An 11,965-nucleotide genomic window follows, 5' to 3' on the forward strand; every position below is an offset into this window, starting at 1 on the left:
GCTGGCAGGGTCGGAAGGGTCCGTTACCGGCCGGCTCCGATTGCATCCTACGCAAAAGTACGAGAAAATCAATAAGATTCATTCTCATTATAGGGTTTTTATCCGCCCCCAGTCACCCTCTCTGGAGCCCCGATGGAATTACTGGCCATCGTCTTTCGCCAATACCGCACACCTTTCCTGATTGTCCTGCTGCTGAGCCTGGCCAGCGCCGCTCTGGGAATCGGCGTGATCGCCTATATCAACGAGCAGCTGATCGAGTCCTTCGCGGACCCCTGGCAGGTGCTGCCACGCTTCCTTGGGCTGGTTGTGCTGTTGCTGGTGGTGACCCTTGCATCTCAGCTGTCCCTCACCATTCTGGGGCATCATTTCGTTTACCAGCTCCGTGGACGCCTGATAAAGCAGATTCTGGATACCGACACCGAAACCCTGGAGCGTATCGGCAGCGCCGGGTTGCTGGCCAGCCTCTCCGCTGACATACGGAACGTGACCATTGCGTTTGTGCGCCTGCCGGAACTGGTGCAGGGTGTGATCATCACCATCGGCGCGGTTCTCTATCTGGGCTGGCTGTCCCCGGGGATGCTGGCGGTCACGGCTCTGTGGGTCACCATCACCATGCTGGTGGGGTGGTATCTGGTGCAGAACGTCTACCGTCATCTGGCGCGGGTGCGTGACACCGAAGATGCCCTGTACCGCAACTACGAGGCCTTCATTGATGGCCGTAAGGAACTCGCGCTGAACCGGGATCGTGCCCGCCACCTGTTCAAGGAGGATTATGAGCGCCACGCCGGGGCTTACCGGCACCATATCGTCCGCTCGGACACCTTCCACCTGTCCGCGGTAAACTGGTCCAATATCATGATGCTGGGTGCCATTGGCGTCGCGTTTTTTCTCGCCAACGGCCTGGGCTGGGCCAATACCAATGTTGCGGCCACCTATTCGCTGACCCTGCTGTTCCTGCGAACGCCTCTGATCCAGGCGGTCGGGGCGCTGCCAACACTGTTGAACGCCCAGGTGGCGTTCCGCAAGCTGGCGTCCCTCAGGCTTGCCGGATACCGGCCCGGGTTCACCGGTGAACGTCCGTCCGGCGCCTGGCAGACCATCGAGTTCCGGGGAGTCACCTACCAGTACCAGGATGGCGAGGAGGAAGGATTTGCAGTGGGTCCGATAGATCTGACTCTGCACCGTGGCGAGCTGGTGTTTCTCATTGGTGGCAATGGCAGCGGTAAATCGACCCTGGCCCGACTGCTGACCGGCCTGTACCGGCCTCGGGCAGGACAGATACTGGTGGATGGTGAACCTCTGGTTACCGATCTGGACTGGGAGCAGTACCGGCAGCGGTTTGCTGCCGTATTTACCGACTTCCATCTTTTCGATCAGCTACTGGGGCCTCAGGGCGATCTGCCGGAAGCGGCGGTAACCAGTGCCTGGCTGGATCTGTTGCAGATGCGTGGAAAACTGGAGTTCGCGGGAAACCGCGTCACCAACCCCCAGCTCTCCCAGGGCCAGCGCAAGCGTCTGGCACTGTTGCTGGCGGTGGCGGAGCAGCGAGACTTCCTGCTTCTGGACGAGTGGGCCGCGGATCAGGATCCCCAGTTCCGGCGCACGTTCTACCGTGAACTCCTGACCCGGCTCCATGACCGGGGTATGACCGTGTTCGCCATCAGTCACGATGATCACTATTTCGAACGGGCGGACCGTCTCCTGGAAATGAAAGGCGGAAAGCTGAGGGAGCTGCAGGGTGAGCAACGGGAGCTGGCATCACGTGATGCGGTTGCGCAGGTGAGTCATACCTGAGCGGCATTTGTGCCCATGAGGGAAGCTTGCTAGCCTGCGAGAGTACCATAAATCGGGACTGGCCCATGATGATCGCCCGGGGAAGACGAACCTATGACCACCCTTTTTATTATTCTGGCCCTGTTATTTCTGGCCCTGCTGGTGATTGTGCCATTGTTGGAGAAGCACGCCGACAAGGGTGATGCCATTGATGACCGGCGCCTGTCGCGCTGGATCCTGCCCCTGATCGCGCTGATGCTGGTGCTGGCCCTCATTCGCCATTACGTGGCCTGATCGCAAGACAATAAAAAAGGCAGCCGAGGCTGCCTTTTTTCGAGCTGTTGGTCTGTTATTTACAGAGCAACAACGTTTTCCGCCTGGGGACCTTTCTGGCCCTGGGTCACGGAGAATTCTACCTGCTGGCCTTCAGCCAGGGTCTTGAACCCACCGCCTTGAATGGCGCTGTAGTGAACGAATACGTCGGGGCCGCTTTCGCGAGTAATGAAGCCGAAGCCTTTGGATTCGTTGAAGAACTTAACGGTACCGGTAACAGTAGACATGCTTTGAATATCCTGAAATCAATCATCTGTAATGTGCCGCCAGACATCGTCGCGATGCGGGGTCGGCGTTGTGCGGAAACAAGAAACGTGCGTGATCAAAAACAGGACGTGCACTACTGAATACGACAGGGATACGTCTTATTGATGAACTGCTTTGCTAAATCTTTCCTACGAAGACCACGGTACCTCGGTTGAAATGGAAAAGCTACTGTTTTTATGGCGATGGGTACATTTACGCATGACCCGCTGGGACCTCAGCTTCGATCGCACTCGAGGTTGTGGTCCTTGTTTAGGCGATAGTGGTCAAGATCCCGGGCCAGGAACAGGGTGCCGTGATAGACCTCCCGGGCCTCGTCGGCAATGTCGCTGATCACCGGACCTGAGGGGGCCCGGGCGGGGTAACGGGCGCTGAAATGGGTCAGAACCAGGTTTGGCAGTCCCGCCGCCTGGGCAAACCGGGCCACCTGTTTCGCGGAACTATGCTGGGGCCAGGGGCCGACCCGATCCGCCACATCCTGGGTGTAGGTGGCTTCGTGAATCAGGGCGTCCGCCTGATGGCAGGTCTCCGCCAGCAACTCAGGGGTGTCGTTATCACCGGCCACCACCAGGCGGCGGGGGCGCCGGTCGATGGTGGTGTAGTCCTCGCTTCGCAGCACGGTGCCATTTTCCCGCACCACATCCTCGCCTTTCTGCAGGCGGCCCCAGTCCGGTCCCGCTCCGACACCGTCCGCCTCCAGCCGGTCGGTCAGCAAGCGGCGCTCGAGGTCTCTTTCGGTGAACGTGTATGCCTGGCAGGGAACACGGTGGGACAGAGCTGTACCGGTCACGTCCATGGCCCGGTCCTGCCAGTGAAAGTCCTCCGTTTCAGAGTCAATAAAACGCAGTTCGAAGCTCAGGGTCGAGTCGCTGTTGGCCAGGCTGGTATCGATAAAGGTTTTCAGCTGGGGCGGGCCGATAATGGGCAACGGGTCGGTCCGGCCGTTCATGGAGGCGCTAGTGAGCAGCCCCGGAAGGCCGAAGGTGTGGTCGCCGTGGACGTGGGTGATAAAGATGGCCTGCAACCGGGCAAGGGAATAGCGGGTGTGCAAAAGCCTGTGCTGAGTGCCCTCGCCGCAGTCCACCAGGTACCAGTGCCGGCCGGAGCCGTGGCGCAGTGCGAGACCGGTCACATTACGGGCCCTGGTCGGGGTTCCGGCCGACGTACCCAGAAAAGTGAATTCCACCTGGCCTCCTTAACGTATCCATAGCCTATGCTGTCGCAGTGAGAGTATCAGAATACATCAGCGAGAGGTCCTCATGGAAAAACGCCGACCCTGGTCAAGAATCGTGCTGGCTTTTGTTGTCGCTCTGGTGGTCGGGGCGGCACTGGGTTCCCTGGTGCAGACCCAGATCAACCTTTACGCCCTGCAGGAGCTGGGCGTGAGGATTCCTGCGGGAGTCAGACTGCAAACCACGTTGGAGGATCTGTTCCTGTTCGGGCCTGTATACCTGCTGATATTCGGGTGCGGCTTCCTGGTGTCCCAACTGGTCGCCATGGCAGGCACCCGCTATGTCCTGCAACGCTGGCGTGTGACGGTCTGTGCCATTGCCGCGGCGGTGGGTCTCTGGGCCACCTTCAAGCTGGTGGATGCGGTCGCCCCTGCGCCCACGCTGTTTGCCGCAACCCGAACACCGATGGGCATGCTCGCCATCCTGGTGACCGCCGCGGTGGCGGGTTGGCTCTTTGCCTCCTGGCCAGGCAGCCGCAAGAGCGGGCCCGGGGCGGGAACGGCCCCACTGGCCGTTGTCCTGTTAACGGGGCTGGCTCTGACACCAGCTCAGGCTCCCCGGGCGGAGACAGCAGATACCCTGCGGACAGATACCGTGGCTGAAGGGCTTGAGCACCCCTGGTCCATCGCGTTTCTGCCCGGTGGAGGTATGCTGGTGACCGAGAGAGCGGGTCGCCTGAGAATGATCTCGGCAGACGGTGAGCTGTTGCCGGAGCCGGTAGCCGGCATGCCGGAGATCTTCGTTTCCGGTCAGGCCGGCCTGTTCGAAGTGTCCCTGGCGCCTGAGTTCGCTAGTAGTGGCCGCGTTTACCTGAGCTATGCCTGCGGGACCCTGGACGCCAATCACACCTGCCTCGCCCGTGCCCGCCTGCAGGGCATGGAGCTAACGGAGGTGCAAGAAATCTTTCGCGCCCGACCGGCCAAGCGGGGCGCCGCCCACTATGGCGGTCGCATTGCCTGGCTTGAGGACGGGACTCTGGTACTTTCACTGGGTGATGGGTTTGATTATCGGGAAGAGGCCCAGAAACTTACCAGCCATATCGGCACCCTCGTACGTCTGCGTCAGGATGGCGCGGTACCCGCGGATAATCCGTTCGTGAATCAGCCGGATGCGTTGCCGGAGATCTACAGCTATGGTCACCGAAATGTCCAGGGTATGGTGTACGACGAAGACACCCACCGACTCATCGTTCATGAACACGGCCCCAGGGGTGGCGACGAGATCAACATCGTAAGGCCGGGCCAGAACTACGGCTGGCCGATTGCCACCCACGGCCTCAATTATACCTGGGCCCATGTTTCCCCCTACACCCGTTATCCGGGAACCCTGCCGCCCCTGCTGCAATGGACTCCTTCCATCGCGCCCTCCGGAATGACACTCTACCGGGGTGAACTTTTCCCCCACTGGCAGGGTGACCTGCTGGTCGGTGCCCTGGCGGCCCGACAGGTCCACCGCGTGACCCTGGACGGAGGTGAGGCCCGGGAGGCTGAGGTAATGTTGGGGGAGCTGAACGAGCGGATTCGAGATGTAAGGACTGGTCCGGACGGTGCGGTCTACCTGCTGACGGACAGCGCAGAGGGACGGGTGCTGAGGCTGACGCCGCCTTGAGCCTTCTGCTGAAACTTCAGAGACTGATCCTGTCGCTATTTTACAGGTATCGGTCTGGGTTCTATTCTCAGAGTGTAACCCTTTAAAGAGGAGGCAATCCCATGAACAAGGCAATCAATGGCAAGTTCAAGGACATGGATCAGGCACGCAATACCAAGGATGATCTGATCGGCAGTGACATTCCCCAGGATCAGATCTTCATCGACGAGGACGAGCAGGTGATCCGGGTCATGATGCCCGAGGAAGAGGCCCCCGAGATCAAGGAAATCTTCGATCGCCACGGCGTCACCTACTGAGATCCCGAAGCGGCAAATGTCCCCTTCTGGCCGCCCGGACTCTTACCGGAGACGGGCGGCCGGTTTAACCGTTTATTGGAACCCTCCCGCCTCATCGCGCTAAGATGCCTCACCGTTTGTTCCTCTGAGGCATTCCATGGCCCGCTTTACCCTTCTTGGTACCGCCACCATCCCCGGCAAGGGGACGGAGTTGCGCCTGCTGCAGCGTAATGACGAGTTCTCCATCAAGATCGCCGGCAGTACCGGAGAGCTGATGAACAGTCGTCTCCATGGCTCGGAAGATGCCCTGGCGACCCTGGCCTGTGAGCGGATTTCGGAGCTTCCTTCCCCGCGGGTGCTGATCGGCGGGCTGGGCATGGGCTTCACCCTGGCCGCGGCTCTGAAATCCCTTGGAAGCGACGCGCAGGTGACAGTCGCGGAACTGGTGCCCGAGGTGGAAAGCTGGAACCGGGGACCGCTGGGGGGAGCTGCCGGCTACCCATTAGAAGATCCGAGAGCACGGGTTCATATCGGGGATGTGGTTGAACTGATCCGGCAGAGCCCCGCAGCGTTCGACGCCATCCTGCTGGATGTGGACAATGGCCCCGAAGGCCTGACCCGCAAGGAAAACGACTGGCTGTACACCTCCGCCGGCATCCACGCGGCCCAGGCGGCGCTGACACCGGATGGCGTTCTGGCCTACTGGTCAGCGGGACAGGACCCGGCGTTCACCGAGAGGCTCAAGAGAGCCGGGCTATCCGTGGAGCCGGTGACGGTGCGGGCGCACCGTCCGGGTAAAGGTGCGCGGCATGTGATCTGGCTGGCCTGGTAGGGGCCGGGCAGCTCCCGTTTCAGTCGTCGCTGTCGTCGTCGCGCATCCGCTCCTGGCGCTCCCACTCCTCCTCCTTGGCGGCGTCGATCACTTCCAGCAGTTCGTCGACATTGGCCAGTGTGGTGTCGTGTTCGAAACACCCTGTCAGCTTGCTGTCCGGGTAGAGTCTGCCGGACTCGTAAAGGGACCAGATCTCCTTGCCATAGTCCGTAGTGAGCAGTTCGGGCGCGAAGCGTCCGAAATAGCGGCGCATATTGTCCACGTCCCGTTCCAGCATTCGCTGGGCGCTGTTATTGCCGGCCGCGTTCACCGCCTGGGGCAGGTCGATGATGACAGGCCCTTCGGCATCGAGCAGTACGTTGAATTCCGACAGGTCGCCATGAATGAGGCCCGCAGCGAGCATGCGGACCACTTCGGCGATCACCTGTCCATGGTAGTCCCGTGCCTGCTCGGGGGTGAGGATGACGTCATCCAGCCGCGGTGCCGCCTTGCCGTCCTCATCGGCCACCAGCTCCATCAGCAGGACGCCGTCGACAAAGCCGAATGGCTCAGGAACCCGCACGCCGGCGGCAGCAAGCCGGTAGAGAGCGTCCACCTCGGCGTTCAGCCAGGCGTCCTCCTGCTCCTTCTGGCCATAGCGGGTTTTCTTTCCCATGGCCCGGGCACGGCGGGTGTTGCGAACCTTGCGACCTTCCTGATACTCGACCGCCTGTTTGAAGCTGCGCTTCTGGGCTTCCTTGAAGACCTTGGCGCAGCGCTTCTCGTCGCCGCAACGCACCACGTATACCTGAGCTTCCTTGCCACTCATTAACTGGTAAAGCACTTCATCCACCAGGCCGTCATCAACCAGTGGCTGTAATCTTTTCGGTGTTTTCATAGAACCTTTCGGGTTTTGAGTAAACGGACACTTACCATGGATACAACGTGCCAACGTTTATCGACAGATTGGCGATATCCTAACCGATGAGGGTGGGAATTTCTGTTTTGTTGTCATGTTTGGCACAGTAAAACATCGATTTTCTGAAAATTATCCGATACGGGGAGGAAGAATCCATGGAACAGGCACAAAAAGTGGCGCTGGTTACCGGCGGTGCCCGGGGAATCGGCCGCGGTATCGCCGGCTACCTGCTGCGCCGGCACTGGCGGGTCGTGGTCTGCGATGTGGATAAGGCCGCGGGTGAGCAACTGCTGGCCAGTGAGGATCTGGCGGACCGGCTACAATTCATCGAAACGGATGTCTCTGACGAGGCGCAGGTCAGACAGGCCGTGGCCCGGGCGGTGGAGTGGGGCGGGCGCCTCGATGCCCTGATCAATAACGCCGGTCTGGCGGACCCGTTTACAGGACCGGTTGAAGAGCTGGAACTGTCGGTCTGGCAAAGGCGGCTGGACGTCAATCTCACCGGGCCTTTCCTGATGGCCAAGCATGCCGCACCGCACCTTCGTGAATCCGCCGGCAGCATCGTCAATATGTCCTCGACCCGGGCCCTACAGTCAGAGCCGGATTCCGAGGCTTATGCCGCCACCAAGGGAGGTTTGCTGGCGCTGACCCATGCCCTCGCTATCAGCCTGGGCCCGGATGTGCGGGTCAACAGCATCAGCCCCGGCTGGATTGACGTGCGGGCCCTGCAGGCGGAGGCAACCGACGTTGCGCCCCTGTCCGAGACCGATCATCGACAGCACCCGGCGGGCAGGGTGGGCCGCGCCGACGATATAGCGGCCATGGTGTGGTTTCTCATTTCAGGGGAAGCCGGCTTCATCACTGGCCAGAACATGGTGGTGGACGGTGGCATGACCCGGAAAATGATCTACGAGGAATGACGGTGCTTTGCCGGAATTATGACTCAGCCAGAAACCGGAGGATTCATGAAATTCATCTTTGAAGTTCACATCAAGGAAGGTCATACCGCCGAGGAGTATGCCGACGCCTGGGTGCGTGCCAGCGAGATTATCCAGCGGGCCCCCGGCGCCCGGGGGACCGAGCTGCACCGGAAAATAGGCGATCCCCGAACCCTTATCGCGATTGCTTCCTGGGAAAGCAAGGAACAGCGTGATGCCATGGAGGGCCAGCACAACCCGGAGGTGGCGGCCATTATCCGCAGCGCAGCACCATTCGTGGACATCAGGCCCATTGGCGAATTTGAGGACCCGGAATGGGTGGTCATGCCTCCTCAGAAAGAGAAGTAGCGGAGCCACTGGCGCCACGGAGTCGCGTTTTTTCGCTCATAAGATGGCGACCGTGGCATCGTGCGCCCCTAAGGGGGGCGTATTCCTTCCGAAAACGCACTTTTGAAGTGCAATTCTTTCGGGAAAAAGGATAAAACCTCGCCACGCGAATTCCGCCGGTGCCCTGAGAGCAGGGTTTCCACAGGTTGGCACGCTCTCTGCAAGCAGCCGTGATGTGTCATGGGCCAACGTTGGCTCAGCCTTATCCTGAAAGACTTACAGACAACGGTGTCTGTCCTGCCCGCTGCCAGAAACTGGCCGCGTGCGGACGACACCGTTTTTTTTATGCGTGCGAGGAAAACCCTATGTCCTATCTGATGCCTTCGGAATTCGTCACCAAAATGGTGGACGCCGGTGAGTCCAAAATCTGGATGTCCACCCGCGATACGCTGATCCGCGCCTTCATGGCCGGTGCCATTCTTGCCCTGGCAGCGGCGTTCGCCATCACCATCACGGTCCAGACCGGCTCACCCCTGCTGGGCGCGGTGCTGTTCCCGGTGGGGTTCTGCATGCTCTACCTGATGGGCTTTGACCTGCTGACGGGGGTTTTCATGCTGACGCCCCTGGCCTGGCTCGACAAACGGCCAGGGGTGACCATTCCCCGCATCCTCAGGAACTGGGGGCTGGTATTTGTCGGCAACTTCGCCGGCGCTCTGACCGTGGCGGTAATCATGGCGATCGTCTTCACCTACGGTTTCTCGATCGAGCCGGGTGAAGTGGGCCAGAAAATCGGCGAAGTGGGAGAGAGCCGGACGGTTGGCTACAAGGAGTTTGGCGCGGCCGGCATGCTCACCATCTTCCTGCGAGGCGTGCTGTGTAACTGGATGGTGTCCATGGGTGTGGTGGGTGCCATGATCTCCACCACGGTCAGTGGCAAGGTCATCGCCATGTGGATGCCCATCATGCTGTTTTTCTATATGACCTTCGAGCACTCCGTGGTGAACATGTTCCTGTTCCCCTCCGGCCTGATCATGGGCGGTAATTTCTCGCTGCTGGACTACCTGATCTGGAACGAACTGCCGGTGGTTATCGGCAATCTGGTGGGTGGCCTTACCTTTACCGGGCTGACCCTCTACACCACCCATGTCCGGACGGCGCCCAAGCGCAACCTTGCCTGAATCTGTCGACGTGGGGAAGTCCGCAAGTGCCGATCTGGATGTCACCGTCGGTCAGTATACCCACAGGGGACCGAAGGACATCAACCAGGACTTTCACGGTGCCCTGGTGCCTTCGGGGCACCAGCTGGCCTCCCGGGGCGTGGCGGTGGCCCTGGCCGACGGTATCAGCAGCAGTAATGTCAGCCAGGTGGCCAGCCAGGCCGCAGTCACCGGTTTCCTGCAGGACTACTACTGCACCTCCGACGCCTGGTCCGTCCGGAAATCCGCCCAGCGGGTCATCCTGGCCACCAATTCCTGGCTCTACGCCCAGACCCGCCAGAGCCAGTTCCGTTTCGATCACGACCGGGGATACGTCTGTACCCTCAGCGTGATGGTGCTCAAGTCCGCCACGGCTCATCTGTTCCATGTGGGCGATGCGCGGATCTACCGGGTTCAGGGGCACTCCCTTGAGCAGCTCACCACCGATCACCGGGTCTGGGTGTCCCGGCATGAAAGTTATCTGGGGCGTGCGCTCGGTGTTGGACAGCGGCTCGAGATTGACTACCAGACCCTGCCCCTTGAAGCCGGCGACGTCTTCGTGATGGCAACGGACGGTGTCCATGGGTTCCTGTCACAGCAGCAGATAACTGCCGCGATCAGCGCACACGGGGATGATCTGGATAAAGCAGCCCAGGCCATCGTCAGTCAGGCCCTGGACCAGGGCAGTGACGACAACCTCACGGTTCAGGTTGTGAGGGTGAACCGGGTATCGGACAAAACCGGCGCCAGTGAACTTTACCGGCAGATGAACGGGCTGCCGTTCCCGCCGGAGCTCGATGCCCGAATGGACTTCGATGGCTACCGGATCATCAGGAAACTCCATGCCAGCAATCGCAGTCATGTGTTTCTGGCGGTGGACAGGGTTACGGAGGGCCCCGTGGTGCTCAAGACGCCGGCTGTTGAGCTCAGGGAGGATCCGGTCCTGCTGGAGCGATTCCTGATGGAGGAGTGGATTGCCCGTCGTATCGACAATCCACATGTGGTCAGACCTTGCCCCCCTGAGCGTCGCCGGAACTACCTGTACATTGCCCTTGAATACATCGAGGGTCAGACCCTGGAGCAGTGGATGCGCGATCACCCGAAGCCGGAGCTGACGGTTGTGCGGGATATTATCGGGCAGCTCGCCAGAGGGGTGCGCGGCTTCCATCGCCTGGAGATGCTTCACCAGGACCTGAAGCCGGGCAATGTGATGATCGATACCATGGGCACGGTTCGAATTGTCGACTTCGGGGCGGCCCGGGTGGCTGGGCTGATGGATCTGTCATTGCCGGAGGAGGGTCAGGGAGTGCCGGGGGCAGCCCTCCATACGGCGCCCGAATACCTTCTGGGACATGAGCCAACGGCCCGCTCGGATCAGTTTTCCCTGGCTTTGCTGACGTACCAGATGCTCTCGGGCAAGCTGCCCTATGGCGTCAGGGTGCCCCGGATCCGCCATCCCCGGGACCTCAATGCCCTGACATACCACAGCCTGAGGATGGATCGTCCGGATGTGCCGGTGTGGATGGACGAGGCGATTCGCAAGGCACTGCACCCGGACCCCGCGCGCCGTTATGAGGCACTTTCCGAGTTTCTGCAGGATCTGAGCCGGCCCAGTCGGAACTTTCTGAACCGGACCCGGAAGCCGTTTATGGAGCGTGACCCGGTGGCGTTCTGGCAGGGGGGTTGTGCGTTGCTGCTGCTGGCGCTGCTGGCTTCTTTCCTGGGGTGGTAAGGTCTGCCTGAAAGCGGGGCGAATCACATGACCTTCCCCCGCAGGGCCTTGGTCTTACCCCTTTGGGTCTTCTTGTCCACCCGGCGCCGTTGGGAGCCCCTGGTGGGTCGGGTGGGGCGGCGCTTCTTCTGAACCTGGACGGCGCCCTGAATCAGTTCCTGCAGCCGGTCCAGTGCGTCCTGTCGGTTCAGCTCCAGGGTGCGGTGGGACTGGGCCTTGATCACCACGATGCCATCCTTGCTGATACGCTGGTCCGACAGTGCCATCAGCCGCTCCTTGTAAAACGGCGGAAGACTGGAGCTGAGAATATCGAAGCGCAGGTGAACCGCGCTGGCCACCTTGTTCACATTCTGACCTCCCGCGCCCTGGGCCCGGATCTGGGTGATTTCCACCTCCCAGTCGGCTAGTTCCACTGCATTGGAAATCTTGAGCAGTACGGGCATTCGCGAAGCCTCAATGTCAAAATAGGCTGGCAGTGTAGCAAATCCGGCGAATATCGGTCGGGGGCCAGGGCTTTTCCCGCTTCTGAAGCGTGACGTTGTCTTTCCCGCCAGGAA

Annotated in this window: 13 protein-coding genes; 9 read left to right on the forward strand and 4 right to left on the reverse strand. The window is 60.6% G+C overall.

What is annotated here, in order from left to right; genetic code table 11:
- Window positions 1-132 precede the first annotated feature (132 nt).
- Window positions 133-1,794 carry a multidrug ABC transporter permease/ATP-binding protein gene (locus tag BM346_RS13955; protein ID WP_092014360.1) on the forward strand — a complete coding sequence of 554 codons (1,662 nt, stop codon included), beginning with the start codon at window positions 133-135 and terminating at the stop codon, window positions 1,792-1,794.
- Between the two features lie 93 nt (window positions 1,795-1,887).
- Entirely contained in the window at window positions 1,888-2,067 is a 180-nt protein-coding gene (locus tag BM346_RS13960; protein ID WP_092014362.1) for a hypothetical protein, read from the forward strand.
- 59 nt (window positions 2,068-2,126) lie between these two features.
- Here BM346_RS13960 and BM346_RS13965 read toward each other — a convergent pair whose 3' ends face one another.
- Both BM346_RS13965 and BM346_RS13970 read right to left on the reverse strand, forming a co-directional pair.
- Window positions 2,127-2,333, reverse strand: a complete 207-nt coding sequence (locus BM346_RS13965; RefSeq protein ID WP_092014365.1) for a cold-shock protein — start codon at window positions 2,331-2,333, stop codon at window positions 2,127-2,129.
- 254 nt (window positions 2,334-2,587) lie between these two features.
- Window positions 2,588-3,556, reverse strand: coding sequence for a ribonuclease Z (locus tag BM346_RS13970; protein WP_092014368.1), 969 nt, complete (start codon window positions 3,554-3,556; stop codon window positions 2,588-2,590).
- A gap of 73 nt (window positions 3,557-3,629) precedes the next feature.
- Between BM346_RS13970 and BM346_RS13975 the strand changes: the two genes are divergently transcribed.
- The 3 genes from BM346_RS13975 to BM346_RS13985 all read left to right on the forward strand — a co-directional run bounded on the left by BM346_RS13975 (window position 3,630) and on the right by BM346_RS13985 (window position 6,317).
- Window positions 3,630-5,210: a PQQ-dependent sugar dehydrogenase gene (locus BM346_RS13975; RefSeq protein WP_092014371.1), complete on the forward strand. Its 1,581-nt coding sequence runs from the start codon at window positions 3,630-3,632 to the stop codon at window positions 5,208-5,210.
- A 101-nt stretch (window positions 5,211-5,311) separates the two neighbouring features.
- A complete protein-coding gene (locus BM346_RS13980) occupies window positions 5,312-5,506 on the forward strand; it encodes a hypothetical protein (RefSeq protein ID WP_092014374.1) in 195 nt (64 codons plus the stop codon).
- Window positions 5,507-5,642: 136 nt separating this feature from the next.
- Entirely contained in the window at window positions 5,643-6,317 is a 675-nt protein-coding gene (locus BM346_RS13985; protein WP_092014377.1) for a spermidine synthase, read from the forward strand.
- Window positions 6,318-6,336: 19 nt separating this feature from the next.
- Here the strand turns inward: BM346_RS13985 and BM346_RS13990 are convergent, their stop codons facing one another.
- A complete protein-coding gene (locus BM346_RS13990; RefSeq protein WP_092014380.1) occupies window positions 6,337-7,194 on the reverse strand; it encodes a PA4780 family RIO1-like protein kinase in 858 nt (285 codons plus the stop codon).
- Window positions 7,195-7,370: 176 nt separating this feature from the next.
- Between BM346_RS13990 and BM346_RS13995 the strand changes: the two genes are divergently transcribed.
- The 4 genes from BM346_RS13995 to BM346_RS14010 all read left to right on the forward strand — a co-directional run bounded on the left by BM346_RS13995 (window position 7,371) and on the right by BM346_RS14010 (window position 11,408).
- Window positions 7,371-8,135: an SDR family oxidoreductase gene (locus BM346_RS13995; RefSeq protein ID WP_092014383.1), complete on the forward strand. Its 765-nt coding sequence runs from the start codon at window positions 7,371-7,373 to the stop codon at window positions 8,133-8,135.
- A 45-nt stretch (window positions 8,136-8,180) separates the two neighbouring features.
- A complete protein-coding gene (locus BM346_RS14000) occupies window positions 8,181-8,501 on the forward strand; it encodes an antibiotic biosynthesis monooxygenase family protein (RefSeq protein ID WP_092014385.1) in 321 nt (106 codons plus the stop codon).
- A gap of 344 nt (window positions 8,502-8,845) precedes the next feature.
- A complete protein-coding gene (locus BM346_RS14005; RefSeq protein ID WP_092014387.1) occupies window positions 8,846-9,658 on the forward strand; it encodes a formate/nitrite transporter family protein in 813 nt (270 codons plus the stop codon).
- Window positions 9,624-11,408 (forward strand): bifunctional protein-serine/threonine kinase/phosphatase, encoded by a 1,785-nt coding sequence (locus BM346_RS14010; protein WP_092014389.1) that lies wholly within the window; start codon window positions 9,624-9,626, stop codon window positions 11,406-11,408. Before BM346_RS14005 ends, BM346_RS14010 begins: the two co-directional genes overlap by 35 nt.
- Window positions 11,409-11,431: 23 nt before the next feature.
- Here BM346_RS14010 and arfB read toward each other — a convergent pair whose 3' ends face one another.
- Window positions 11,432-11,842, reverse strand: a complete 411-nt coding sequence (arfB, locus tag BM346_RS14015; protein ID WP_092015040.1) for an alternative ribosome rescue aminoacyl-tRNA hydrolase ArfB — start codon at window positions 11,840-11,842, stop codon at window positions 11,432-11,434.
- Window positions 11,843-11,965: the final 123 nt, after the last annotated feature.

Origin of the sequence: Marinobacter daqiaonensis, from assembly GCF_900115285.1 — a bacterium.
Lineage (GTDB): Bacteria > Pseudomonadota > Gammaproteobacteria > Pseudomonadales > Oleiphilaceae > Marinobacter > Marinobacter daqiaonensis.

Coding starts and splice junctions, on each gene's coding strand:
- BM346_RS13955 (WP_092014360.1), top strand. CDS start 133: ATGGAATTACTGGCCATCGTCTTTCGCCAATACCGCACACCTTTCCTG.
- BM346_RS13960 (WP_092014362.1), top strand. CDS start 1,888: ATGACCACCCTTTTTATTATTCTGGCCCTGTTATTTCTGGCCCTGCTG.
- BM346_RS13965 (WP_092014365.1), bottom strand. CDS start 2,333: ATGTCTACTGTTACCGGTACCGTTAAGTTCTTCAACGAATCCAAAGGC.
- BM346_RS13975 (WP_092014371.1), top strand. CDS start 3,630: ATGGAAAAACGCCGACCCTGGTCAAGAATCGTGCTGGCTTTTGTTGTC.
- BM346_RS13980 (WP_092014374.1), top strand. CDS start 5,312: ATGAACAAGGCAATCAATGGCAAGTTCAAGGACATGGATCAGGCACGC.
- BM346_RS13985 (WP_092014377.1), top strand. CDS start 5,643: ATGGCCCGCTTTACCCTTCTTGGTACCGCCACCATCCCCGGCAAGGGG.
- BM346_RS13990 (WP_092014380.1), bottom strand. CDS start 7,194: ATGAAAACACCGAAAAGATTACAGCCACTGGTTGATGACGGCCTGGTG.
- BM346_RS13995 (WP_092014383.1), top strand. CDS start 7,371: ATGGAACAGGCACAAAAAGTGGCGCTGGTTACCGGCGGTGCCCGGGGA.
- BM346_RS14000 (WP_092014385.1), top strand. CDS start 8,181: ATGAAATTCATCTTTGAAGTTCACATCAAGGAAGGTCATACCGCCGAG.
- BM346_RS14005 (WP_092014387.1), top strand. CDS start 8,846: ATGTCCTATCTGATGCCTTCGGAATTCGTCACCAAAATGGTGGACGCC.
- BM346_RS14010 (WP_092014389.1), top strand. CDS start 9,624: ATGTCCGGACGGCGCCCAAGCGCAACCTTGCCTGAATCTGTCGACGTG.